This is a genomic window from Rhodococcus sp. 14C212, assembly GCF_011058195.1.
Taxonomy (GTDB): Bacteria; Actinomycetota; Actinomycetes; order Mycobacteriales; family Mycobacteriaceae; genus Rhodococcus; species Rhodococcus aetherivorans.
On sequence record NZ_JAALEH010000032.1, the window covers coordinates 35,124 to 60,065 of the forward strand.

A 24,942-nucleotide genomic window follows, 5' to 3' on the forward strand; every position below is an offset into this window, starting at 1 on the left:
TCGGTTCCCGGGTCGGCCCAGCCGGGCGACCTACCCTGGTTCGGTGACCGACAAGGCGAAAGACCACGTCCCGGAGCCGACGCCGCAGGATGCCGCGGAGCCGGTGTCGAGTCCCTACGACAATCCCACGCTGGAGCTGCAGCGCCCCCGCTCGTCGATGCTCGAGTCCGATGACGACCTCGATCTCGACAACTCCGCCTTCGATCGGCGTGGCCCGGCGCCGTACGGGTACGCGGACTCCGACGTCGCGCCCACCGAGCAGATGCACCGGTACGGACCCGCGGGCGCCGTCGCGGCGCCGATCGGCGCGGAGACCGGTGCCGTGGCCGGGCCGGCGAAGGCGCGCCGCGGCACTCTGGACCTGGGGTTGCTCGTGCTGCGGCTCGTCGTCGGCGGCACGATGGTGGTGCACGGGCTGCAGAAGCTGACAGGGCTGTGGGGCGGCCCCGGCATGGACGGGTTCGAGGCGATGCTCGCCGACGCGGGCTACCAGCGTCCGGCCCTGCTCGCGGTGCTCGGTGCGGTGGGGGAGGTGGCGGCCGGAGCGCTGCTGATCCTCGGGCTGCTCACCCCGCTCGCCGCCGCCGCCGTGCTGGCGATCATGATCAACGCATGGCTGTTCCGGCAGTCCGCCGAGCCGGGACTGCAGTACTTCGCGCCGGACGGGGTCGAGTACGAGACCCTGCTCGCGGCCGCCGCCGCAGTGATCGTGCTGACCGGTCCCGGTCGGGTCGCGGTCGACGGCACCCGCGGCTGGGCGACCCGGCCGTTCGCCGGCTCGTTCGTCGCGTTGCTGCTCGGTGTCGCGGGTGGCGTCTGCCTCTGGATGTTCGGCCGCTGACGGTGCGTCCTTCGGGCGGCAGGAACAGCCCGAAGGACGCACCGGTGCCTACGGCACCCGGCGGACCGCACCCTTGTCCGCCGAGGTGGCCAACGCGGCGTAGGCGCGCAGGGCGGTGGTGACCGTGCGCTGTCGGTCGACCGGCTGCCACGGGCGCTCCGAAGCCTCCATCTTGGCGCGCCGCTCGGCGAGGACGGCGTCGTCGACGAGGACCTCGAGGGTGCGCGACGGGACATCGATGCGGATCCGGTCACCGTTCTCGAGCAGACCGACGACCCCGCCGGACGCCGCCTCGGGCGAGATGTGGCCGATCGACAGTCCCGAGGTGCCGCCGGAGAACCGGCCGTCGGTGATCAGGGCGCACTGCTTGCCCAGGCCCGCGCCCTTCAGGAACGCGGTGGGATGCAGCATCTCCTGCATGCCCGGCCCGCCCGCGGGCCCCTCGTAGCGGACCACGACGACGTCGCCGGGCTGCACCTTCTTGCCGAGGATCACCGACACGGCCTCCTCCTGCGACTCGACGACCAGCGCCGGGCCCTCGAAGGTGAACAGGTCCTCGTCGATGCCGGCGGTCTTGAGGATCGCGCCGTCGGGGGCGAGGTTGCCGCGCAGGACGACCAGTCCGCCCTCGACGGTGTAGGCGTGCTCGACGTCCCGGATGCAGCCGCCCGCTGCGTCGGTGTCCAGCGACGACCAGCGGTTGGCGGTGGAGAACGGCTCGATGGTGCGGACACCGCCGGGGGCCGCGTGGAACAGCTCGATCGCCTCGTCGGACGCCTTGCCGGAGCGCACGTCCCACGTGTCGAGCCACTCGTCGAAGCTCGTCGTGTGGACCGTGGTCACGTCCGTCTCGAGCAGCCCGGCGCGGCGCAGCTCGCCGAGGATTGCGGGGATGCCGCCGGCCCGGTGGACGTCTTCCATGTGGTAGTCGGAGTTGGGGGAGACCTTCGCCAGGCACGGCACCTTGCGGCTGATGGCGTCGATCGTGGTGAGGTCGAAGTCGATCTCGCCCTCCTGGGCCGCGGCAAGCGTGTGCAGCACGGTGTTGGTCGAGCCGCCCATCGCGACGTCGAGCGCCATGGCGTTGCGGAACGCGGCGGGGGAGGCGACGTTGCGCGGCAGGACCGACTCGTCCTCGTCCCGGTACCAGCGCAGCGCCGCCTCGACAACCGTGGTGCCGGCCCGCTCGAACAGCGCCCGGCGTGCCGCGTGGGTGGCCAGCGTCGAACCGTTGCCGGGCAGTGCCAGTCCGAGCGCCTCGGTCAGGCAGTTCATGGAGTTCGCGGTGAACATGCCCGAGCACGACCCGCACGTGGGGCAGGCGCTGCGCTCGACCTCGTCGAGGCCGTCGTCGGTGACGGCGTCGTTGGCCGACGCCGAGATCGCGGTGATCAGGTCGGTGGGGGCCTGCGCGACACCGCCGACGACCACCGCCTTGCCGGCCTCCATCGGGCCGCCCGAGACGAACACCGTCGGGATGTTCAGGCGCATCGCGGCATTGAGCATGCCGGGGGTGATCTTGTCGCAGTTGGAGATACACACGAGTGCGTCGGCGGTGTGCGCATTGACCATGTACTCCACCGAGTCGGCGATGATCTCGCGGCTGGGCAGCGAGTACAGCATTCCGCCGTGGCCCATGGCGATCCCGTCGTCGACGGCGATGGTGTGGAACTCGCGCGGCACACCGCCGGCGGCCCGCACCGCCCCGGCGACGATCTCGCCGACGTCCTTGAGGTGGACGTGACCGGGCACGAACTGCGTGTAGGAGTTCGCGATCGCGACGATCGGCTTGCCGAAGTCGGAGTCGGTCATGCCGGTGGCGCGCCACAGGGCGCGGGCCCCGGCGGCGTTGCGTCCGGCGGTGGTGGTGCGTGACCTCAACGGGGGCATCGGGTTCCTCGGGGGCTAGTGCTGCTTCGGGGCTGGGGCTGCTTCGGTGCTACGTGCTGCGCGGGCGCGGCAACGCCGGGGACCGGGCGCCGCCGGGCGGGACAGGAGCGGGCCTGGGCGCCTTCGAATTTACTCGTGTGCTATTTCGACTCGACGTCCGCGTCCGGCTCGGTGTCCGCGGCCTGCTCCCGTGCCTCCGCGTCGCGCGCGGCCGCGTACGGGTCGGTGATGCGACCGCCGCTGCCGGTGGCGAGCTGGGGGAGACGGCCGAACGTGACGACCGGCAGGGGTACCTCGGTGCCGTCGGTGCGGCGGGCGCGCGCCCAGCCCCGCTTGGGGAATCGCAGGCCGTCGAGTTCGTCCCAGGCGAGGGTCCGGGTCGAGAACGCGGACCGGGCGGTGAGGCCCTCGGGCCCGACGACGGTGCGCACCCGCAGCACCCACGCGCCGACGAGGAACGGAATCACCACCATCCAGCCGAACGCGGCGGGCCAGGCCAGGGCCGGGGAGGCCACTCCGAGCAGCACGAACCCACACGCGAGCAGCGCGAGCCGGGAAATCTGGATGACCTGCGGCTGCTGTTCGGCGGTATGGGATGATGGGCGTGGTGGCACGGGCTGCTGTGGAGATGACACCGCACCATCTTCCCATTGCAGCCGAGGCATCTCACATTCTGGGACAGGTGACCGAACCAAGTTGACTGTCGGACGTTCGCGCGCCTACCGTCGAGCGCGTGAATCAGAATGGGTTGCTCGTAATCGGCCGGCGCGTCGTCGCCTGAGCCGCTTCTCGCAACTCGCCCACGACGCGCCACCCTCGTACAGCAGATGCTGCTGACGGGGGTTTTTTGTTGCCCGGAGCCAGAACCAGAGGAATCGCAGTGAGCGCACCAACCGCAAGGCCTCAACCTTCGCCGCGCAAGCCCGGGGCCGCAGCCCCGTCGCCCGCGGCCGCGGCCACCCAGTCCGGTAACCGGCGTCAGGTCGCCCCCGAGCGGGTCACCGGCGCACAGTCGGTGGTCCGGGCTCTCGAGGAGCTCGAAGTCGACACGGTATTCGGCATCCCGGGCGGTGCGATCCTCCCCGTCTACGACCCGCTGTTCGACTCGCGGAAGGTCCGGCACGTGCTGGTCCGCCACGAGCAGGGTGCCGGCCACGCCGCGACCGGATACGCCCAGGCCTCGGGCAAGGTCGGCGTGTGCATGGCCACCTCCGGTCCCGGCGCCACCAACCTCGTCACCCCGCTCGCCGACGCGCAGATGGACTCCGTCCCCGTCGTGGCGATCACGGGCCAGGTCGGCCGCGGTCTGATCGGCACCGACGCCTTCCAGGAGGCGGACATCTCGGGCATCACCATGCCGATCACCAAGCACAACTTCCTCGTGACCGACGGCGCCGAGATCCCCCGCGTCCTCGCCGAGGCGTTCTACCTGGCCGCGTCCGGCCGTCCCGGCGCGGTGCTCGTGGACATCCCGAAGGACATCCTGCAGGCCCAGACCACCTTCAGCTGGCCGCCGGAGATGCACCTGCCCGGCTACCGTCCCGTCACCAAGCCGCACGGCAAGCAGGTTCGTGAAGCCGCCCGCCTGATCGCCGAGGCGAAGTCGCCGGTGCTGTACATCGGCGGCGGTGTCATCAAGGCCGAGGCCTCTCCGGAGCTGCTCGAGCTGGCCGAGCTCACCGGCATCCCGGTCGTGACGACGCTCATGGCGCGCGGTGCGTTCCCCGACACCCACCGGCTCAACTGCGGCATGCCCGGCATGCACGGCACCGTCGCGGCGGTCGCCGCCCTGCAGAAGTCCGATCTGCTGATCACGCTCGGCGCGCGGTTCGACGACCGCGTCACCGGTCAGCTCGACTCGTTCGCGCCCGGCGCGAAGGTCATCCACGCGGACATCGACCCGGCCGAGATCGGCAAGAACCGGCACGCCGACGTGCCGATCGTGGGTGACTGCAAGGAGGTGATCGTCGAGCTGATCGAGGCGATCCGTGCGGATCTCGCGACAGGCACCACACTCGAGTACGCCCAGTGGTGGGAGTACCTCGACGGGATCCGCCGCACGTACCCGCTCAGCTACGACCGGCCCGCCGACGGCATGCTCTCGCCGGAGTTCGTGATCCAGAAGGTCGGCAAGCTCGCCGGACCGGACGCGATCTACTGCGCCGGCGTCGGCCAGCACCAGATGTGGGCCGCACAGTTCATCGACTACGAGAAGCCACGCACCTGGCTCAACTCCGGCGGCCTGGGCACCATGGGCTACGCCGTTCCGGCGGCCATGGGCGCCAAGATGGGCGTGCCCGACGCCGAGGTGTGGGCCATCGACGGCGACGGCTGCTTCCAGATGACCAACCAGGAACTGGCGACCTGCGCGGTGGAGGGTGTGCCGATCAAGGTCGCGCTCATCAACAACGGCAACCTCGGCATGGTGCGGCAGTGGCAGACGCTGTTCTACGAGGAGCGGTACTCGAACACGGACCTGGCCACCCACACCCTCCGCATCCCCGACTTCGTGAAGCTGGCCGAGGCTCTCGGTTGCGTCGGCATCCGCGTCGAGCGCGAGGAGGAGGTCGAGGACGCGATCCGCCAGGCGCAGTCGATCAACGACCGTCCGGTGGTCATCGACTTCATCGTCGGCAAGGACGCCCAGGTGTGGCCGATGGTCGCCGCGGGCACCGGCAACGACGAGATCATGGCGGCGCGGGGCATCCGTCCGCTGTTCGACGAGGACGAGGCGGCCGCCGAACCGGCCGTCATCCACGAGGCACTCGAGCACGAGAAGCACCCGGACCAGCGCGGCGCCGCAGCAGCAGGAGAGGATCGTCAGTGAGCACCAGTCACACCCTCAGCGTTCTCGTCGAGGACAAGCCGGGCGTGCTGGCCCGCGTGGCGAGCCTGTTCTCCCGCCGCGGGTTCAACATCGAATCCCTCGCGGTGGGCGGCACCGAGATCCCCGAGATCTCCCGGATGACGATCGTCGTCACCGTCGACGAATTCCCGCTCGAGCAGGTGACCAAGCAGCTCAACAAGCTCGTCAACGTCATCAAGATCGTCGAGCAGGAAGAGGAGGCCTCGGTCGCCCGCGAGCTGCTGCTGATCAAGGTGCGGGCCGACGCGAGCGTGCGGACGCAGGTCATCGAGACGGTGAATCTGTTCCGCGCCAAGGTGATCGACGTCTCGCCCGAGTCGCTCACGATCGAGGCAACCGGTACCCGGTCCAAGCTCGACGCCCTGCTGCGGATGCTCGAGCCCTACGGCATCCGCGAGATCGTGCAGTCCGGGGTCGTCGCGGTCGGACGCGGTCCGAAGTCGATCACGGCCACCCGTTAGCCTGAACACACCCTTATTTGCTGAGAGAGGTAACAACTGTGGCAGTCGAGATGTTCTACGACGACGACGCCGATCTGTCGATCATCCAGGGCCGCAAGGTCGCGGTGATCGGCTACGGCAGCCAGGGGCACGCGCACTCGCTGAGCCTGCGCGACTCCGGTGTCGAGGTGCGCATCGGTCTGAAGGAAGGCTCGAAGTCGCGGGCCAAGGCGGAGGAGGCGGGCCTGGCGGTCGGCACCCCGGCCGAGGTCTCCGAGTGGGCCGACGTCATCATGCTGCTGGCGCCCGACACCGCGCAGGCGTCGATCTTCAAGGAGGACATCGCGCCGAACCTGAAGGACGGCGACGCGCTGTTCTTCGGCCACGGCCTGAACATCCACTTCGGGCTCATCGAGGCACCGGAGTTCGTCACCGTCGCGATGGTCGCCCCGAAGGGCCCCGGCCATCTCGTGCGTCGCCAGTTCGTCGACGGCAAGGGCGTCCCCGCTCTCATCGCCGTCCACCAGGATCCCAAGGGGGAGGGCCAGGCGCTGGCGCTGTCCTACGCCAAGGGCATCGGCGGCACCCGGGCCGGCGTCATCAAGACCACCTTCAAGGAAGAGACCGAGACCGACCTGTTCGGTGAGCAGGCCGTCCTCTGCGGCGGCACCGAGGAACTGGTCAAGACCGGTTTCGACGTGATGGTCGAGGCCGGCTACGCCCCGGAGATGGCGTACTTCGAGGTGCTGCACGAGCTCAAGCTCATCGTCGACCTCATGTACGAGGGCGGCATCGCGCGCATGAACTACTCGGTGTCCGACACCGCCGAGTTCGGTGGCTACCTCTCCGGACCGCGCGTCATCGACGCCGGCACGAAGGAGCGCATGAAGGAGATCCTGAAGGACATCCAGGACGGCACCTTCGTCAAGCGTCTCGTCGCCAACGTCGAGGGCGGCAACAAGGAGCTCGAGTCGCTGCGCAAGAAGAACGCCGAGCACGGCATCGAGGTCGTCGGCAAGCAGCTGCGCGACCTGATGAGCTGGGTGGACCGCCCGATCACCGAGACCGCCTGATCGGATCCCGCCGCTTCGACGGCCCGGCACCGCTGCGGTGCCGGGCCGTCGGCGTTCCAGGGTGGATAATGCGCTGATGTCCTGGGGTCTGGGAAAGCTGCCGGGGGTCGTCACGGCCCGCACCTACCGCCGGGAGTGGCTGCGCCCCGACATCACCGCCGGCCTGGCACTCACCGCACTGCTCATCCCCGCGGGCATGGGCTACGCGACGGCCGCCGGGTTGCCCGCCTACGCGGGCCTGTACGCCACGATCGTCCCGTTGCTGGTGTACGCGCTGGTGGGTCCGTCGAAAGTGCTTGTGCTCGGGCCCGATTCGTCCCTCGCCCCGCTCATCGCCGCGGCGGTGCTCCCGCTCGCCGCGACGGGCGACCCGCAGGAGGCGCTCGCGCTCGCGGGGGTCCTGGCCCTGCTCGTGGGCGTGATCCTCGTCGTCGCCGGCCTCCTGCGCCTCGGCTTCGTCACCGAACTGCTGTCCAAGCCCATCAGGCTCGGCTACCTCAACGGCATCGCGCTCGTCGTCGTGGTCGGTCAGCTCCCGAAGCTGCTCGGCTTCTCGATCGACGAACCGGGCCTGCTCCAGGACACCGCCGCGATCGTCCGAGCGGTGGCCGCCGGCGACGTCGACCTCGTCGCGGCAACCGTCGGTGTGGCGTCCCTGGCGGTCATCGTGGCGTTCCGGCTCCTGCGGGCGCGCATCCCGGGTGTCCTGGTTGCCGTGGTCGGGGCGTGCGTGGTGTCCGCACTGCTCGGCCTCACCGACGAGATCGCCATGGTCGGGGCGCTGCCGTCGGGGCTGCCGACGCCCGATGTGGCAGCGGTGAGCTGGGATGACGTGCTCGCACTGCTCGGGCCGGCCGCCGGCATCGCGCTCATCGCGTTCGCCGACACCGGTGTGCTCTCGCGCACCTTCGCCGCCCGTCGCGGCGACGACGTGGACGGCAGCACCGAGATGAAGGCCATCGGCGCCGCCAACGTCGCGACCGGGCTGTTCAGCGGTTTCCCCATCTCGGCGAGCTCGTCGCGCACGCCCGTCGCCGAACAGAACGGTGCCCGCACCCAGCTCGTCGGGGTGGTCGGCGCCGTCGCCGTGCTGCTGTTCGTGCTTCTCGCGCCCGGCGTGACCGCCTATCTGCCCGAGGCGACGCTCGCCGCGGTCGTCCTCGTCGCCGCCTCGGCGCTCATCGACGTGCGCGGCGTGATCCGCATGTGGCGGATGAGCCGGATCGAGGCCGGCCTCGCGGCGGCGGCCTTCCTCGGAGTGGCGCTCGTCGGGGTGCTCGAGGGGATTCTCGTCGCGATCGGGCTCTCCTTCGTCGCCGTCGTGGGGCACGCATGGTCGCCGTACCGCACCGAACTCGTCGAGCTCACCCGTGTCGCGGGTTTCCACGACATCAACCGCCACCCCGAGGGCCACCGCATCCCGGGCCTGCTGCTGGTGCGGTTCGACGCCCCGCTGTTCTTCGCCAACGGCTCGATCTTCGACGACTACGTCCGCTCGCTGGTCGCGGAGTCGCCCGAACCGGTCGAGTGGGTCGTGATCGCCGCGGAACCGATCACCGGCCTCGACACCACCGCCGTCGACGAACTCGTCGACCTGGATCGGTACTTGGCGGGCAAGGGCATCCACCTGGCCTTCGCCGCGATGAAGGGTCCGATCAAGGACCGGCTGGTGCGGTTCGGGCTGGGAGATCGGTTCACCCGCGACCGCTTCTATCCGACGGTCCGCACCGCCGTCGTCGCGTTCCGGCACCGGCGATCCGCCGCGGGTTCCGGTCCCGCATAGCCGCGGCACGGCGTTTCGCCCTCGCGGTCCCTCGCCGCGCGACGCCGCTGGTGCGGCGTCCCGACGAAACGGCGCCCGTGCGAACGGATCTCGTCGGTGGAGAGCGAGGGACGCTCCCCCGGGCAGGGGTTCGCCGCGCCGCACGGGCCACCCGGACGGTCCCGCCCCGGACCCGGAACGGCGGCTCGCGCCGGGGCGGCGGCACCTGGTCCCGGATCGGGCCGGATGACCTTCCCCCGCGCGGATTCGCCGTCGTTCGGGCCCGAACGGACCGCGGCCGGGGCGTTGCCGCCGTGGGTCGTTTCGTACCAGTAGGCAACCCATCCCGGGGCCGTGGCCCCGGGACAACGGCCCGGGCACTAAACTGAGCCCGGTCACGGCCGCATTCGCGCACCTCGGGGTGCGGCGCCGTCGACGACCCGTCAGACAAACCAACCACAGGGGAGTTCGCACGTGAGCCAGAATGGCCGTCCCGTTGTCCTGATCGCCGACAAGCTGGCGCAGTCGACCGTCGATGCGCTCGGTGACGGCGTCGAGGTGCGCTGGGTCGACGGTCCGGACCGTCCCGCGCTGCTCGCGGCGGTGCCCGAGGCGGACGCCCTGCTGGTCCGTTCGGCGACCACGGTCGACGCCGAGGTCCTCGCCGCCGCCACGAAGCTGAAGATCGTCGGCCGCGCCGGCGTCGGCCTCGACAACGTCGACATCCCGGCCGCCACCGAGCGCGGTGTGATGGTCGTCAACGCCCCGACGTCCAACATCCATTCGGCCGCCGAGCACGCCGTGGCGCTGCTGATGGCCACGGCCCGGCAGATCCCCGCCGCCGACCGCACCCTGCGTGAGCGCACCTGGAAGCGGTCGAGCTTCAACGGCACCGAGATCCTGGGCAAGACCGTCGGCGTCGTCGGTCTGGGCCGGATCGGACAGCTGTTCGCGCAGCGCCTCGCCGCCTTCGAGACCCATGTCATCGCCTACGACCCCTACCTGCCGCCGGCCCGCGCCGCCCAGCTCGGGATCGAACTGGTCGACATCGACGAGCTGATCGAGCGCGCCGACTTCATCTCCGTGCACCTGCCCAAGACCAAGGAGACGGCCGGTCTGATCAACGCCGAGCGCCTCGCGCGGGCCAAGGACGGCGTCATCATCGTCAACGCCGCCCGCGGCGGCCTCATCGACGAGGACGCCCTCCACGACGCCCTCGTCTCCGGCAAGGTCCGCGCCGCCGGCCTCGACGTGTTCCACTCCGAGCCCTGCACGGACTCGAGGCTGTTCGAGCTCGACAACACCGTCGTCACCCCGCACCTCGGCGCCTCCACGACCGAGGCCCAGGACCGCGCCGGCACCGACGTCGCCAAGAGCGTGTTGCTGGCCCTGGCGGGCGAGTTCGTCCCGGACGCGGTGAACGTCTCCGGTGGCCCGGTCGGCGAGGAGGTCGCCCCGTGGCTCGAGCTCGTGCGCAAACTCGGCCTGATCGCCGGCACCCTGTCGCCGGAGGCGGTGCAGAACGTGCAGGTCGTCGCCAGTGGTGAACTCTCCGCCGAGAACGTCGAGATCCTCGGCCTCGCGGCGCTGCGCGGCCTGTTCTCCGCCAGCAGCGACGAGCCGGTCACCTTCGTCAACGCCCCTGCTCTCGCCGAGCAGCGCGGCGTGAGTGTCGAGGTCGACAAGCACAGCGAAGCCTCCACGCACCGCAGCGCGGTGGAGGTCCGGGCCGTGGCCGCCGACGGTCTCGTCACCACTGTCACCGGTGCGCTGACCGGCCTGCAGCAGATCGAGAAGATCGTCAACATCAACGGCCGCAGCTTCGACCTGCGCGCCGAGGGCCACAACCTCGTCGTCCACTACGAGGATCGCCCCGGCGTGCTCGGTGTCCTCGGCACGGTCCTCGGCAACGCCGGGATCGACATCCAGGCGGCGGCACTGAGCCAGGACGTCGAGGGCCCCGGCGCCACGGTGATCCTGCGGGTCGACCGGGTCGTCGGCGACGCCGAGGTCGCGCAGATCGTGGAGCAGCTCGACGCCCGCGTCGCGCAGGTCGACCTGTCCTGAACCACCCGCTGTACCCGATGGCCGCGATCGTCGAGCACGGTCGCGGCCGTCGTCGCGAAGAGGAAGAGAGTGTGTCCCCATGAAGCTTGCGGTCATCCCCGGTGACGGCATCGGTGTCGAGGTCACGGCCGAGGCCCTCAAGGTGCTCGGGACGCTGGTTCCCGATCTCGAGACCACCGAGTACGACCTCGGTGCCCGGCGGTACAACGCCACCGGGGAACTGCTCCCGGACGCCGACCTGGCGGCGATCCGCGCGCACGATGCGATCCTGCTCGGCGCCATCGGCGACCCGTCCGTCACCCCGGGCGTGCTCGAGCGGGGCCTGCTGCTGAACATGCGGTTCGCGCTCGATCACCACGTGAACCTGCGGCCGTCGCGGCTGTACCCGGGGGTGAAGTCCCCGCTCGCGGCGCAGCCGGAGATGGACTTCGTCGTGGTGCGGGAGGGCACCGAGGGCCCCTACACCGGCAACGGCGGCGCCATCCGCGTCGGCACCCCCCACGAGATCGCCACCGAGGTCTCGGTCAACACCTGGTTCGGTGCCGAGCGCGTCGTGCGGTACGCCTTCGAGCTCGCGCAGAGCCGGCGCAAGCACCTCACCCTGATCCACAAGACCAACGTGCTCTCCAACGCCGGTGCCATCTGGACGCGCGCGGTCGAGACGGTGGGCGCGGCGTACCCGGAGGTCGAGACGGCCTACTGCCACATCGACGCCGCCACCATCTACATGGTCGACGACCCGGGCCGGTTCGACGTGATCGTGACCGACAACCTGTTCGGCGACATCATCACCGATCTCGCCGGTGCGGTCACCGGGGGGATCGGCCTGGCGGCCAGCGGCAACATCGATGCCTCCGGCACCAACCCGTCGATGTTCGAGCCGGTCCACGGCAGCGCCCCGGACATCGCGGGCAAGGGCATCGCCGACCCGACCGCGGCGATCCTGTCGGTCGCCCTGCTGCTGCGCCACCTCGGCCGGGCGGACGAGGCGGCCCGGGTCGAGCGTGCGGTCGAGGCGGACCTCGCCGCCCGCGGCACGGGTCCGATCGTGACCACCGAGGTCGGCGACCGCATCGCGGCCGCCGTCTGATCAGGTCCCGGTGCGGCCTCCCGGCGTCCGGGAGGCCGCACCGGCTCATTTGCGGGGGACCAGGGGCACCGCGGCGGCCGGGATCAGCGCGGCGAGCGCGAACGCCGCGGGAAAGCCGGCCAGTGCGATGAGCCCGCCGAACGCGGGACCCACGCACGCCGCGGCGACGAACTGGCCGGTGTTCTGGATGCCCAGCGCGCGGCCACCCCAGAACGGTCCCGCGATCTCGGCGACGGCGGTGAAGGCCAGGCCGTTCGGGGCCACCGTCGTCACCGATGCCACGATCAGGAGCGCGACGGCGACGGCCGAGTCGGTGAGCGAGGCGGCCGCGAGCGCTGCCATGGACAGCACCACCGAGAGCGCCACGACCCGCAGCGGCCGCAGGCGGCTGCCGACCCGGTCGGACCACCCGCCGGCGGCGACGCGACCCAGCGCACCGAGGAACTGCGCGGCGGTGATGACCAGGCCCGCGGCGGACTCGGTCCAGCCGCGCTCGGAGATCAGCCACACCAGCGCATAGGTCCACACCACGTACTGGGGCACCACCAGCAGGACCGACGCGGCGTGGATCCGTTGCAGCGACCGCCCGGCGCGGTAGGGGTTGTCGAGCAGGCCGAGTTCGGCGGCCCGGCCGCGTTCCGGCCGCGGTGGGTCGACGATGCCGATCGCGCACGCTACCGCGGCGACGGCACACACCGCGGCGGAGAAGGTCAGGGCCGAGCCGATTCCGTGGTCGCGCGCGAGCGGAGGAATGGTCAACGCGGCGACAGCGACGCCGAGCGGCAGCGACATCTGCCGGATCCCCATGGCGAGACCGCGCTGCTGCGGTGGGAACCAGCCGACGACGACGCGGCCGCTCGCGGCGTTGGCGCTCGCCGCGGCGGCACCGCCGAGGGCGAGCATGAGCGCGAGCATCGGCAGGCTCCCGCTGGCGGCGGCTGCGGCCGTGGCCGCCGCGGCCAGCGCGAGTCCTGCGGCCAGGACCCGCCGCTCGCCGTACCGGTCGGCCAGGGCGCCCCACGCGACGAGACTGAACACGACCCCGAATATCGGCGCGGCCGAGAGTGTTCCGGCCTGGGCGAGCGTGAGACCGCGGTCCTCGTGGAGCGCGGGGATGAGGAAGGCGGCGCCGTTGACGAGGACCGCCTGGGCCGCCTGCGCGAACACGCCGAGCGCCAGGATGACCCAGCGCCGCGCGCCGATGTCCCGAACCGTCATGTCATCTCACTATCTGAAACAAACTTCCCGTATTGTGAACTTCTCGGTGGCAGCCTATACCTGCGCCCCGTGGTCCGCAGGGCCGCCTGGGGCGACACGGATAGACTCCCCGGCATGCGCCTTGGTCGAATTGCCAGCCCGGACGGTGTCGCCTTCGTCAGCATCGAGGGGGAGGGGGACGCCGCGACGGCGAAGGAGATCGCCGAACATCCCTTCGGCACCCCGACCTTCACCGGCCGCAGCTGGCCGCTCGCCGACGTCCGGCTGCTCGCGCCGATCCTGGCGAGCAAGGTGGTCTGCGTCGGCCGCAACTACGCCGCCCACGCGGCCGAGTCCGGGAACGAGGTTCCGGACGAGCCGGTGATCTTCCTCAAGCCGAACACCTCCATCGTCGGCCCGGGGGCGCCGATCGTGCTCCCGCCGAGCAGCGGACTCGTCCACCACGAGGCGGAGCTCGCCGTCGTCATCGGCCGTCCCTGCAAGGACGTTCCGGCCGCGAAGGCCCTCGACGTCGTCCTCGGCTACACCGTCGCCAACGACGTCTCCGCGCGCGACCATCAGCAGCAGGACGGACAGTGGACGCGGGCCAAGGGGCACGACACGTTCTGCCCCCTCGGTCCGTGGATCGAGACGAACATCGATCCCACGGATCTCGAGATCTCCGCGCTGGTCGACGGGCAGACGCGCCAGCGCAGCCGAACGTCGTTGATGGTGCACGACATTCCGAAGCTGATCGAGTGGATCTCGGCGGTGATGACGCTGCTGCCGGGCGACGTGATCCTCACCGGGACCCCGGAGGGGGTCGGGCCGATCGTCGACGGCAACACCGTCTCGATCACCGTCGAGGGCATCGGCACGCTGACGAATCCGGTGACCGCCAAGCGCAGGTAGCAGGCGGACCGCGGCTTCGCGGCCGGCGCGCCCGGGACTAGCCTGGAGGGGACTTTTCGATCCCTCGACCCGAGTGAGCCATGACCAACAGCGAAGTACGCGTTCGTTTCTGTCCGTCCCCGACCGGAACCCCGCACGTGGGCCTCGTGCGCACCGCCCTGTTCAACTGGGCTTTCGCCCGTCACCACGGCGGCACCTTCGTGTTCCGCATCGAGGACACCGACGCCGCCCGCGACACCGAGGAGTCGTACCAGGCGATCCTCGACGCGCTCCGGTGGCTCGGCCTCGACTGGGACGAGGGCCCCGAGGTGGGCGGCCCGTACGAGCCGTACCGGCAGTCGCAGCGCCGCGACCTGCATCTCGACGTCGTCGCCAGGCTGCTCGAGGCGGGCGAGGCCTACGAGTCGTTCTCCACGCCCGAGGAGGTCGAGGCGCGCCACCGCGCGGCCGGCCGCGATCCGAAGCTCGGCTACGACAACCACGACCGCGATCTGACTGCGGAGCAGCGGCAGACGTACCGCGACGAGGGGCGCAAGCCCGTGGTGCGGCTGCGCATGCCCGATCACGACCTGACGTGGAACGACCTGGTGCGCGGCGAGACCACGTTCAAGGCCGGCACCGTGCCCGACTTCGCCCTCACCCGCGGCAACGGCATCCCGCTCTACACGCTCGTCAACCCCGTCGACGATGCCCTGATGCGGATCACCCACGTGCTGCGCGGCGAGGATCTCCTCTCGTCGACTCCGCGCCAGCTCGCGCTCTACGAGGCGCTGCAGCGCATCGACGTGACCGATTTCACGCCCGAGTTCGGCCACCTGCCGTTCGTGATGGGGCAGGGCAACAAGAAGCTCTCCAAGCGCGACCCCGAGTCCAACCTGTTCATCCACCGCGACCGCGGCTTCATTGCCGAGGGACTGCTCAACTACCTCGCGCTCCTCGGCTGGGGCCTGGCCGACGACCGTGACGTCTTCTCGCTCGACGAGATGGTCGCCGCCTTCGACATCGCCAAGGTCAACTCGAACCCGGCCCGGTTCGACCAGAAGAAGGCCGACGCCATCAACGCCGAGCACATCCGCATGCTCGAGCCGGCCGACTTCGCCGATCGGCTGAAGTCGTTCCTGGTGGAGCACGGGCACCTCACCGGTGACGTCGACGACGCCCGGTTCGCGGAGGCGGCCGAGCTGGTCCAGACCCGCATCGTGGTGCTCTCGGACGCGTGGGACCTGCTGAAGTTCCTGTACGTGGACGAGGCCGACTTCACGCTCGACGAGGCGGCCGCGGCCAAGAACCTCGGCCCCGACGCCGCGCCCGTGCTGGACGCGACGATCGCCGCGGCCGACGGTGTCGCCGAGTGGAGCGCGGCGGCCCTCGAAGAGGCCCTCAAGGCCGCGCTGATCGACGACCTCGGCCTCAAGCCCCGCAAGGCCTTCGCGCCGGTGCGCGTGGCGCTCACGGGCTCGCATATCAGCCCGCCGCTGTACGAGTCGATGGAACTGCTCGGCCGGGACCTCTCGCTCACCCGGCTGCGTGCCGCCCGGGCCCGCATCGCCTGAGCAGTGCCGGGCCGGCCGCGCGGCTCCTCCCGCGGTCGGCCCGGCGTCGCGCAGGTTGTGGATTTACCCTCCCTGACCTGGCGATTTGTTATTGGGGGCACCCATGGTGCTAACCTTCTTCTCGGTTCGGAACGGAGGCCGCAGCGCCGCGAGGCAGGTCTTCGGAACAAGCCATTGGGGTATGGTGTAATTGGCAACACAGCTGATTCTGGTTCAGCCATTCTAGGTTCGAGTCCTGGTACCCCAGCGTCTGCCCGGTGATTTTGTCACCGAGCCTCGGCCGGTTAAGCTGGCTGAGCTTCCCGCCGCAGGGTGGGAGGAGCAACAGAGAAGAAAGTTCCTGGCCCCGTCGTCTAGCGGCCTAGGACGCCGCCCTCTCAAGGCGGTAGCGCGGGTTCAAATCCCGTCGGGGCTACCACGGACGGCCCTTCGATCGCGAGTTCGAAGGGCGTTCTTCTCTGAGCAGTGAAAGTTCCTGGCCCCGTCGTCTAGCGGCCTAGGACGCCGCCCTCTCAAGGCGGTAGCGCGGGTTCAAATCCCGTCGGGGCTACCACGCGAAGGTCCCTCCGATCCACCGATCGGCGGGACCTTCGCTGTGTGTGCTCGTCATCCGCTCTTGCGCCGGAAATTGCGGCGGTGGTCGGCGCTGCCGTGCGGCGCCTGCGCCTTGGCCCTCCCGTCGAGATGGTCCGTGCCGCGGCGGGCGTGTTGATTCTTGCGTTCGAGGGCTGCGCGGAACTGCTCCGCGATCCGCTCCCCGTTCGGGTCGTTCATCGCTGTCTCCCTTCCCGCACCCCGGTACTCGATCCGGGACATCGGGAATCTAACCCGGCAACCCTGCGTCTGTCGCCCGGTTTTCCAGCGATTCGAACAGGTACGGCGCGGTGCTGCCGCCGATCGGCGTCGCCGGCAGCCCGAGCTTGCGGTGGTCCCAGGACCGGGTCCGTTCCGCGACGACGCGCACCGCGACGCGCTTGTGCATCATCTGCTCGACCGCGGGGCGCAGCTCCGCGGTGTAGGGGCCGGTGTAGCGTTCCCACACGCTGCGGCACACCTCGAACAGCACGTCCCGGTCCTCGACCACCTCGGCGTGCCCCTCCAGCGAGACGCCGCGCAAGGTGTCGTACGTGTGGCCGTCCTCGACCAGGACGCTGATCCGGTTGTCGCGCCGCAGATTGACCGCCTTCTGCGACTTGAGCTTCGTCTCGAACCAGATCTCGCCGTCGAGCACCGCGTACCACATCGCGACGAGGTGCGGGAGGCCGCCGGGGCCGATCGTCGCCATCGTCGCGACGCGGCTGCGTTCGAGAAAGTCGCCGATCTCGGCGTCGGCCATTGTGATCTGTGTGCGCTGGTTGGTTCCCATCCGTGCACTGTCGCACAGGAACCGGCGGGTGGACGGACTACTGCAGCCGCTTCTGCAGCGCGTCGGCGGCCGCCAGCAGGTCCGCGGCCCAGCGCGCCCCGGGCCGGCGGCCCATGCGGTCGACGGGTCCCGAGACGGAGATCGCGGCGACGACGGCCCCGGACGCATCGCGCACGGGAGCGGCCACCGAGGCGACACCGGGCTCGCGTTCGGCGACGCTCTGCGCCCAGCCCCGGCGACGAACCTCGGCAAGCACCCGCTCGCCGAATGCGGCCTCCGGCAGGATGGCCCGCTGTGTCGCGGCGTCGGCCCACGCGAGCAGGACCCTGGCTCCGGACCCGGCGGTCATCGGCAGCCGGGCCCCCACGAGGACGGTGTCGCGCAGGCCCGTCGGGGGTTCGAGGGCGGCGACGCACACCCGGTGCGTGCCCTCCCGCCGGTACAACTGCACGCTCTCGCCGGTGATCTCGCGCAGGCGCGGCAGCACGAGCGAGGCAGCGTCGACGAGTGCGTCGCCCGCGCCCGCGGACAGTTCGGCCAGACCGGGACCCGGCCGCCACTGGCCGTCGCCGTCGCGGGCGAGCAGCCGATGCACTTCGAGCCCGACCGCGAGCCGGTGGGCGGTGGCGCGGGGAAGTCCGGTGCGGGCGCACAGTTCGGTGAGAGTGCAGGGCTGCTCCGCCACTGCCTGGAGGACGGCCATGGCTTTGTCCAGCACTCCGATCCCGCTATGCTGTCTCATAGGTCGATACCTCCGTCTCGCATAATGGGAAGCATAGCCCACGCGGAACCGGGCGGGGACGACAGCATTCGCGGCCCGGGACAGCCCGAGAACGGGATCCGCGTTCGTCACGTACGACAGGTGGAGAAGATGGCTGGAAAGACTCTGGCGGAGAAGGTGTGGGACCAGCACGTGGTCGTGCGCGGCACGGGAGAGGGCGCGGCCCGACAGCCGGACCTGATCTACATCGATCTGCATCTCGTGCACGAGGTCACGAGCCCGCAGGCGTTCGACGGTCTGCGGTTGGCGGATCGGCCCGTGCGGCGACCGGACCTCACCATCGCGACCGAGGACCACAACGTGCCCACGGTCGACATCGACAAGCCCATCGCCGACCCCGTCTCGCGCACCCAGGTCGAGACGCTGCGCCGCAACTGCGAGGAGTTCGGCATCCGGCTGCATCCGATGGGTGACGTCGAACAGGGCATCGTCCACGTCGTCGGACCGCAGCTCGGCCTGACGCAGCCGGGCATGACGGTGGTGTGCGGCGACAGCCACACCTCCACCCACGGTGCCTTCGGCGCCCTGGCCATGGGCATCGGCACCAGCGAGGTCGAGCACGTGCTGGCAACCCAGACACTGTCGCTGCGCCCGTTCAAGACCATGGCGATCACCGTCGACGGCGCACTGCCGCCCGGTGTCACGAGCAAGGATCTGATCCTCGCCGTCATCGCCCGGATCGGCACCGGCGGCGGCCAGGGCTACGTGCTCGAGTACCGCGGCGAGGCGATCCGGAAGCTGTCGATGGAAGCGCGGATGACCATCTGCAACATGTCCATCGAGGCGGGTGCCCGGGCCGGGATGATCGCGCCCGACGAGATCACCTACGAGTTCCTGAAGGGCCGCCCGCACGCTCCCCAGGGCGCGGACTGGGACGCCGCGGTGGCCGCGTGGGAGCAGTTGAAGACCGACGAGGACGCGGTTTTCGACGCCGAGGTCCACATCGACGGCTCGTCCCTGACTCCCTTCGTCACGTGGGGCACCAACCCGGGCCAGGGCGCGCCCCTCGGCGCGTCGGTGCCCGACCCGGAGGCGATGGCGGACGAGGGTGAGCGCCTCGCGGCCGAGAAGGCGCTGCGGTACATGGGACTCGAGCCCGGAACCCCGCTGCGTGAGGTGCCGGTCGACACCGTCTTCGTCGGCTCGTGCACCAACGGCCGGATCGAGGATCTGCGCGCCGTTGCGGAAGTTCTCCAGGGCCGCAAGGTCGCCGACGGCGTTCGTATGCTCGTCGTGCCCGGATCGATGCGCGTTCGTGCCCAAGCCGAAGCCGAAGGTCTCGGTGAGGTCTTCACGGCCGCGGGCGCGGAATGGCGACAGGCCGGCTGCTCGATGTGCCTGGGCATGAATCCGGATCAGCTGGCGCCGGGTGAACGCTGTGCATCGACCTCGAACCGGAACTTCGAAGGCCGCCAGGGCAAGGGCGGACGTACCCACCTCGTCTCGCCTGAGGTCGCCGCGGCGACCGCGGTGCGCGGCACTCTCTCCGCTCCGGCGGATCTGGACTAGGTCACGGGACCGAAGGAGAATTTCGATGGAAGCCTTCACCACTCACAAGGGAATCGGCGTTCCGCTGCGCCGGTCGAACGTCGACACCGACCAGATCATCCCCGCGGTGTATCTGAAGCGGGTCACTCGAAGCGGATTCGAGGACGGGCTGTTCGCCGCCTGGCGCACGGATCCGGCCTTCGTGCTGAACACTCCGCCGTTCGACCGGGGCAGTGTCCTTGTGGCCGGGCCGGATTTCGGCACCGGGTCCTCCCGCGAGCACGCCGTGTGGGCGCTGTCCGATTACGGATTCCGCGTCGTGATCTCGTCCCGCTTCGCCGACATCTTCCGGGGCAACTCCGGAAAGGCCGGACTGCTGGCCGCTGAGGTCGAGCAGCCGGACGTCGAATTGCTCTGGAAGCTCATCGAACAACATCCGGGGCTGGAGCTGGAGGTCGACCTCGAGCATCGCACCGTGACCGCCGGAACCACCGTGGTGCCGTTCAGCATTGACGACTACACACGGTGGCGTCTGCTGGAGGGTCTCGACGACATCGGGCTCACGTTACGGCAGGTAGAGGCGATTTCCGCGTTCGAAAACGTAAGGCCGTCTTGGAAACCGCGGACCCTCCCGGCGCCCTGATCGAGCCCCCGAATCGGGCCTGGGCGGGCCGGATCCGACGACACGTTCGGGTCCGGCCCGCCTGTAATTTGCATGAGAATTGGCGTGGCACATAGACTCTTGCCCGTTTGCGGGTCTACCGTGGACTCGAGTCGGTCTGACGGTGGACCGTTATGTGCGGAGGAATGCAATGAACAAGGCAGAGCTGATCGATGTTCTGACCGAGAAGCTCGGTTCGGACAGGCGCACAGCAACGGCGGCCGTGGAGCACATGGTCGACGCGATCGTGCGCGCAGTGCACTCGGGTAAGAGCGTCACCATCACCGGCTTCGGCGTCTTCGAGCAGCGCCGCCGCGCGGCCCGGGTCGCGCGCAACCCGCGCACGGGTGAGACCGTGAAGGTCAAGCCGACGTCGGTGCCGGCATTCCGCCCCGGCGCGCAGTTCAAGGCGGTCATTGCCGGCAGCCAGAAGCTGCCCGCCACGGGTCCTGCCGTAAAGCGGGGCGCGGCTGCCGCGGCGAAGAAGACCGCGGCCGCGAAGAAGACCGCGGCCAAGAAGACCGCGGCGGCGAAGAAGACTGCCGCCAAGGCCGCTCCGGCGAAGAAGACCACGGCGGCCAAGGCTCCGGCCAAGACCACCGCGGCCAAGAAGACCACGGCGGCCAAGGCTCCGGCCAAGACCACCGCGGCCAAGAAGACCACCGCGGCGAAGAAGACCACGGCGGCCAAGGCTCCGGCCAAGACCACCGCGGCCAAGAAGACCACCGCGGCGAAGAAGACCACGGCGGCCAAGGCTCCGGCCAAGAAGACCACCGCGGCCAAGAAGGCGCCGGCCCGGAAGGCTGCCGCCAAGAAGTAAGGCTGTCGAGAAGTAGGGCTGGCGAGAAGTAGGGCTGCCAACCGGGTACCGTCCGTTCGGCGGCCATCGGGGGGAACCTCGATGGCCGCCGAAGCGCGTTCAGGCGGGCCCGGCGGGCAACGGGCTGTCGATGTGGTCCACCGCGACGAGCCGGTCGCCGGCGAACGACAGCACCCACGTGCTGCCCTTGCGGTTACGCGTGTTCGGCGCGGCGACCCCGTCGTGCTCGGCCCACCATTGCACGAGGTCCGGGATCACCTTGCCCTGGCTGCAGATCACCGGCACACCGCCGCGCTGGGCGAGGTCGAGTACCCGTTTGCGCCCCAGTTGCGGGTCCGCGCTGTACTCCTCCTCCGCCAGGGAGGGCTCGACGGCGACTTCGACCCCGAGCCGGTCCGCGAGCGGTTGCACCGTCTGCACGCAGCGTGCCCGGTCCGCGGCGACCACGCTGTCGGCGCCGAACGCGAGCAGTTGCGGAACGAGGGCCTGGGCTTGGGCACGGCCCGCCGCGTCGAGCGGCCGATCCCGATCGTCGCCCCGATGATTCCTGCGGCTGCCGGCCTTGGCGTGCCGCACGATCAGCACCGTCGCCGTGTCCGGCGGCAGGGCCTGGAAGCGCCGCAGCACCGTGTGGTCCATCGGATACGACAGGGCCGCGAATGCGTCGTCGGGTGCGAGCCAGCGCAGCTCGTCGACTTCGTCGTTGGGTGTGAACTCTCCGCTGCGTTCCTCGCCGGCCCAGTAGTCCACCCGCTTGAGTTTGCGGTGACCCGGCACCGGGTAGGTGACCTTGCCCAGATACCGGCCGAGGCGCGCCGAAATCCCGGTCTCCTCCTCGATCTCGCGTAGGGCGGCGACGATCGGGGTCTCGCCGGGATCGAGCTTGCCCTTGGGAAAGGACCAGTCGTCGTAGCGCGGTCGGTGCACGACCGCCACCTCGAAACGGTTCCGGTCGGTCGGATTCCGTCGCCAGAGGACAGCCCCGGCGGCGAAGATGTTGGCTCGCATTGCGTTGCCGGAAACGGGGGACACCGACATCCTTCCGATCAGGAGCTACGGCTACGCATGAGCTCTTCTTGATGGTCACGGGCCGCGGTTCCGGGAGCCGGCGACGCGAGCCAGGTTCCGTCGGCCCGCAACGTCCAGCACCGGGTGGCCGGATCGAGCGCCGACTCGAAGATCGAGTCGAGTTGCGAAGCCAGCCGGGGATCCTTCACCTGTGCCATCACCTCCACCCGGCGATCGAGATTGCGGTGCATCATGTCGGCGCTGCCGATCCAGATCTCGTCGGCTGCCCGGAAATGCAGGACGCGCGAGTGCTCCAGGAACCGCCCGAGGATGGACCGCACCGTGATGTTCTCGCTCAGTCCCGGCACTCCGGGCTTGAGCGCACAGATGCCGCGCACGACGATCTCCACCGGCACCCCGGCGCAGGAGGCGCGGTACAGCGCGTCGATGACCTGCTCGTCGACCAGCGCATTGGCCTTCAGGCGGATCCGGGCGTCGCGACCGGCCGTGTGGTGCTCGATCTCGGCGTCGATCCGTTCGATGATGCCCGACCGCACGCCGTGCGGGGCCACGAGCAGGTTGCGGTACTTCGCCATCCGCGAGTAACCGGTGAGCGTGTTGAACAGATCGGTCAGGTCCGCACCGATTTCCGGGGCGGCGGTGAGCAGGCCGACGTCCTCGTAGAGCCGAGCGGTCTTCGGGTTGTAGTTGCCGGTACCGATGTGGCAGTAGCGGCGGATGAGCGAGCCTTCCCTGCGGACCACGAGGCACGTCTTGCAGTGGGTCTTGAGTCCCACCAGGCCGTACACCACGTGCACGCCGGCCTGTTCGAGCTTGCGAGCCCACTTGATGTTCGCCTGCTCGTCGAAGCGGGCCTTGATCTCCACCAGCGCCACCACCTGCTTGCCGGCCTCCGCCGCGGCGATCAGCGCGTTGACGATGGGGGAGTCGCCGGAGGTGCGGTAGAGGGTCTGCTTGATGGCGAGCACCTGGCTGTCGGCTGCGGCCTGCTCGATGAACCGTTGCACGCTGGTGGAGAAGGAGTCGTAGGGGTGGTGCACCAGCACGTCGCCCTCGCGCAGCGTCGAGAACACGCTCTTGGGGGTCTCGCGTTCGCCGAACGCGGGGTGGGTGGCCGGCACGAACGGCCGGTCCTTCAGGTCGGGGCGGTCCACGTCGTGCACCTGCCACAGGCTCGACAGGTCCAGCAGTCCCGGCAGTTGCACCACGTCGGCGGGATCGACGTCGAGCTCGCGCAGCAGCAGTTCGAGCATGTGCTCGGTCATGTCGTCGGCGACCTCGAGCCGCACGGGAGAACCGAAGCGGCGACGGGCGAGTTCCCGCTCGAGCGCCTGGAGGAGATCCTCGTCGCGGTCCTCCTCGACCTCGAAGTCGGCGTTGCGCGTGACCCGGAAGGCGTGGTGCTCGACGATTTCCATGCCGGGGAACAGCACGTCGAGATGTGCGGCGATGAGTTCCTCGAGGGGCAGGAACGCGTCGATCTCGTCCCGGCGGACTCGGACGAAGCGATCGACGTTGTCCGGCACCTTCACCCGCGCGAAGTGCTCGCCGGCGGACTCCAGATCCTTCACGGTGACAGCGAGGTTGAGGCTCAGCCCGCTGATGTACGGGAACGGGTGCGCCGGATCGACCGCGAGGGGCGTCAGCACCGGGAACACCTGCTCGACGAAGTACGCGGTCAGGCGCCGTTTTTCGTCGTCGGTCAGGTCGTCCCAGTCGATGATGGAAATGCCTTCGGCGGTCAGGGCGGGCAGGACCGAATCGAGGAAGACGAGAGCGTGCCGGCGCGCGATCTCCTGGGTGCTGCGCGCGATGAGCGCGAGTTGCGCTCGTGGCGACAGCCCGTCGGCGGAGCGGACCGACAGGCCGGTTTCGGCACGGCGCTTGAGGCCGGCGACGCGCACCATGTAGAACTCGTCGAGGTTCGAGGCGAAGATCGCAAGGAATTTGGCGCGTTCGAGGAGCGGCAGAGACGTGTCCTCGGCCAGCGCGAGGACCCGCGCGTTGAAGTCGAGCCAGCTCAGTTCCCGGTTGAGGTAGCGATCCAGCGGCAGGCCGTCGGCGACGGCCTGCAGCATCGTGGCTGCGGGCGGGGCGCTCGGCGCCGAGGCCGAACGGGTGGCGGTGGTGCCGTCGAGGCCGGCTCCGCCGTCGCCGGATGCCCCGGCGAACCCGGGAGGTTCGGTGTCGATGCGCTGGTCCGTGGAGTCGCCGTGTTTCACACGTCGATCATCCCTCAGTTTCGGAACGGCGGACAATCCGTCGACGTATGTCACCTGAAGTCGGGATGACGAACGGGCATCGGCCATCCGATCCGCCCCAGAGCCGCGGCCGTCGCGGGCCCGACGCCGTGCGCCGTCGCGGCCTCGAGATCGGCGACGGTGTCCACGTCGAGCCGCAGTCCCGGCCAGTCCCCGGCCAGGGGACGGGCTCCTGCCCGCACGTGACGGTGCGCCGAGTCCGGACCGAACAGCGGGTGCAGCGGTTCGGCCGTGCAGTGCAGCAGCGCCGAGGTGCCGGTGCCGGTGTGGTCCACGACGACCGCGCGGCCGACCTCGCGCGCCGCGGTCAGGGCCGCGGACAGTTCGGCGGGCCGCAGTGCCGGCAGGTCCGCGTGCAGCGCGACCAGATCCACGCCGGGCTCGCGGGAACGCACCCGCCGGGCCGCGGCGGCGAGCGCCGCATTCAGCGGATCGACGGCTGTGCCGGCCGTGTCGACGGCGGGGGGATCGGCGAGCGTGTGCGCCCCCGCGCCGACGGCCAGCGCGGCGACGTCGGCATCGGTGGTGATCACGGTGACGGCGAGACCCTCGACCGCCAGCGCCGCGTGGAGGGTGTCGTCGAGCATCGCGAGCACCAGCGTCGCTCGGGTACCGGGGTCGAGGACGTGCGCCAGCCGCGACTTCGCCAGGCCGAGGGCCTTGACGGGAATCAGCGCGTGCGCGGCGGTCATGGTCGTCGATTCTGCCAGTCGGCGACGAGGACGGTCGCGGGCGCGGCGGTGGGCGATACTGGAGCGGTCGCGGCGGTGGTCTGCGGACGGGATCGGACACGAGTAAGGGGACTGCGTGAGCAAGGCTGCGGTGTTGGGGGCGGGGTCGTGGGG

General features: G+C 70.2%; 21 protein-coding genes and 3 tRNA genes. 15 read left to right on the forward strand and 9 right to left on the reverse strand.

The features are described 5' to 3' along the window. Positions 1 to 43 precede the first annotated feature (43 nt). Positions 44 to 841: a DoxX family protein gene (locus tag G6038_RS32105; protein ID WP_165038779.1), complete on the forward strand. Its 798-nt coding sequence runs from the start codon at positions 44 to 46 to the stop codon at positions 839 to 841. 48 nt (positions 842 to 889) lie between these two features. Here the strand turns inward: G6038_RS32105 and ilvD are convergent, their stop codons facing one another. Both ilvD and G6038_RS15775 read right to left on the reverse strand, forming a co-directional pair. Next, positions 890 to 2,731 carry a dihydroxy-acid dehydratase gene (gene ilvD, locus G6038_RS15770; protein ID WP_165038780.1) on the reverse strand — a complete coding sequence of 614 codons (1,842 nt, stop codon included), beginning with the start codon at positions 2,729 to 2,731 and terminating at the stop codon, positions 890 to 892. 140 nt (positions 2,732 to 2,871) lie between these two features. After that, complete coding sequence (locus tag G6038_RS15775; RefSeq protein WP_346772832.1) at positions 2,872 to 3,345, reverse strand: PH domain-containing protein; 474 nt, start codon at positions 3,343 to 3,345, stop codon at positions 2,872 to 2,874. 266 nt (positions 3,346 to 3,611) lie between these two features. Between G6038_RS15775 and G6038_RS15780 the strand changes: the two genes are divergently transcribed. From G6038_RS15780 to G6038_RS15805, 6 genes are all read left to right on the forward strand, one after another. Then, complete coding sequence (locus tag G6038_RS15780; RefSeq protein ID WP_165038781.1) at positions 3,612 to 5,558, forward strand: acetolactate synthase large subunit; 1,947 nt, start codon at positions 3,612 to 3,614, stop codon at positions 5,556 to 5,558. Continuing rightward, complete coding sequence (ilvN, locus tag G6038_RS15785; protein WP_006934252.1) at positions 5,555 to 6,058, forward strand: acetolactate synthase small subunit; 504 nt, start codon at positions 5,555 to 5,557, stop codon at positions 6,056 to 6,058. The genes G6038_RS15780 and ilvN overlap by 4 nt, the downstream gene beginning before the upstream one ends. A 50-nt stretch (positions 6,059 to 6,108) precedes the next feature. Further along, on the forward strand, positions 6,109 to 7,110 hold the full coding sequence (ilvC, locus tag G6038_RS15790) for a ketol-acid reductoisomerase (RefSeq protein WP_029544417.1): 1,002 nt from the start codon (positions 6,109 to 6,111) through the stop codon (positions 7,108 to 7,110). 76 nt (positions 7,111 to 7,186) lie between these two features. Then, a complete protein-coding gene (locus tag G6038_RS15795) occupies positions 7,187 to 8,893 on the forward strand; it encodes a SulP family inorganic anion transporter (RefSeq protein ID WP_165038782.1) in 1,707 nt (568 codons plus the stop codon). A gap of 453 nt (positions 8,894 to 9,346) precedes the next feature. Next, positions 9,347 to 10,939, forward strand: coding sequence for a phosphoglycerate dehydrogenase (gene serA, locus G6038_RS15800; protein WP_165038783.1), 1,593 nt, complete (start codon positions 9,347 to 9,349; stop codon positions 10,937 to 10,939). Positions 10,940 to 11,018: 79 nt separating this feature from the next. Continuing rightward, positions 11,019 to 12,029 (forward strand): 3-isopropylmalate dehydrogenase, encoded by a 1,011-nt coding sequence (locus G6038_RS15805; RefSeq protein WP_165038784.1) that lies wholly within the window; start codon positions 11,019 to 11,021, stop codon positions 12,027 to 12,029. Positions 12,030 to 12,074: 45 nt separating this feature from the next. Here the strand turns inward: G6038_RS15805 and G6038_RS15810 are convergent, their stop codons facing one another. Then, a complete protein-coding gene (locus G6038_RS15810; protein WP_165038785.1) occupies positions 12,075 to 13,247 on the reverse strand; it encodes an MFS transporter in 1,173 nt (390 codons plus the stop codon). 114 nt (positions 13,248 to 13,361) lie between these two features. Between G6038_RS15810 and G6038_RS15815 the strand changes: the two genes are divergently transcribed. The 5 genes from G6038_RS15815 to G6038_RS15835 all read left to right on the forward strand — a co-directional run bounded on the left by G6038_RS15815 (position 13,362) and on the right by G6038_RS15835 (position 16,244). Beyond that, positions 13,362 to 14,138 carry a fumarylacetoacetate hydrolase family protein gene (locus G6038_RS15815; RefSeq protein ID WP_165038786.1) on the forward strand — a complete coding sequence of 259 codons (777 nt, stop codon included), beginning with the start codon at positions 13,362 to 13,364 and terminating at the stop codon, positions 14,136 to 14,138. Between the two features lie 80 nt (positions 14,139 to 14,218). Next, complete coding sequence (gltX, locus tag G6038_RS15820; RefSeq protein WP_165038787.1) at positions 14,219 to 15,691, forward strand: glutamate--tRNA ligase; 1,473 nt, start codon at positions 14,219 to 14,221, stop codon at positions 15,689 to 15,691. Positions 15,692 to 15,866: 175 nt separating this feature from the next. Continuing rightward, positions 15,867 to 15,938, forward strand: a tRNA-Gln gene (locus G6038_RS15825). Positions 15,939 to 16,033: 95 nt separating this feature from the next. Beyond that, positions 16,034 to 16,109: transfer RNA gene (locus G6038_RS15830), tRNA-Glu, on the forward strand. 59 nt (positions 16,110 to 16,168) lie between these two features. Next, positions 16,169 to 16,244 (forward strand) — tRNA-Glu (locus G6038_RS15835). A 53-nt stretch (positions 16,245 to 16,297) separates the two neighbouring features. Here the strand turns inward: G6038_RS15835 and G6038_RS15840 are convergent. The 3 genes from G6038_RS15840 to G6038_RS15850 are packed head-to-tail and all read right to left on the reverse strand — an operon-like array spanning position 16,298 to position 17,799. Next, positions 16,298 to 16,465 (reverse strand): DUF5302 domain-containing protein, encoded by a 168-nt coding sequence (locus G6038_RS15840; protein ID WP_165038788.1) that lies wholly within the window; start codon positions 16,463 to 16,465, stop codon positions 16,298 to 16,300. A 49-nt stretch (positions 16,466 to 16,514) separates the two neighbouring features. Further along, positions 16,515 to 17,057: a PPOX class F420-dependent oxidoreductase gene (locus G6038_RS15845; RefSeq protein ID WP_165038789.1), complete on the reverse strand. Its 543-nt coding sequence runs from the start codon at positions 17,055 to 17,057 to the stop codon at positions 16,515 to 16,517. Between the two features lie 37 nt (positions 17,058 to 17,094). Then, complete coding sequence (locus G6038_RS15850) at positions 17,095 to 17,799, reverse strand: IclR family transcriptional regulator (RefSeq protein ID WP_165038790.1); 705 nt, start codon at positions 17,797 to 17,799, stop codon at positions 17,095 to 17,097. Between the two features lie 129 nt (positions 17,800 to 17,928). On the opposite strand from G6038_RS15850, the gene leuC reads away from it, so the two are divergent. The 3 genes from leuC (at position 17,929) to G6038_RS15865 (ending at position 20,807) form a co-directional block, all read left to right on the forward strand. Then, complete coding sequence (gene leuC, locus G6038_RS15855; protein WP_029544403.1) at positions 17,929 to 19,347, forward strand: 3-isopropylmalate dehydratase large subunit; 1,419 nt, start codon at positions 17,929 to 17,931, stop codon at positions 19,345 to 19,347. A 25-nt stretch (positions 19,348 to 19,372) separates the two neighbouring features. Next, positions 19,373 to 19,969, forward strand: coding sequence for a 3-isopropylmalate dehydratase small subunit (leuD, locus tag G6038_RS15860; protein ID WP_165038791.1), 597 nt, complete (start codon positions 19,373 to 19,375; stop codon positions 19,967 to 19,969). Between the two features lie 169 nt (positions 19,970 to 20,138). Then, on the forward strand, positions 20,139 to 20,807 hold the full coding sequence (locus G6038_RS15865; protein WP_165038792.1) for an HU family DNA-binding protein: 669 nt from the start codon (positions 20,139 to 20,141) through the stop codon (positions 20,805 to 20,807). A 99-nt stretch (positions 20,808 to 20,906) separates the two neighbouring features. Here G6038_RS15865 and G6038_RS15870 read toward each other — a convergent pair whose 3' ends face one another. The 3 genes from G6038_RS15870 to cofC are packed head-to-tail and all read right to left on the reverse strand — an operon-like array spanning position 20,907 to position 24,789. Continuing rightward, positions 20,907 to 21,845: an NUDIX hydrolase gene (locus G6038_RS15870; protein ID WP_165038793.1), complete on the reverse strand. Its 939-nt coding sequence runs from the start codon at positions 21,843 to 21,845 to the stop codon at positions 20,907 to 20,909. A gap of 8 nt (positions 21,846 to 21,853) precedes the next feature. Beyond that, positions 21,854 to 24,058: an RNA degradosome polyphosphate kinase gene (locus tag G6038_RS15875; RefSeq protein ID WP_165038794.1), complete on the reverse strand. Its 2,205-nt coding sequence runs from the start codon at positions 24,056 to 24,058 to the stop codon at positions 21,854 to 21,856. Between the two features lie 50 nt (positions 24,059 to 24,108). After that, positions 24,109 to 24,789: a 2-phospho-L-lactate guanylyltransferase gene (gene cofC, locus G6038_RS15880; protein ID WP_165038795.1), complete on the reverse strand. Its 681-nt coding sequence runs from the start codon at positions 24,787 to 24,789 to the stop codon at positions 24,109 to 24,111. Between the last annotated feature and the right edge of the window lie 153 nt (positions 24,790 to 24,942).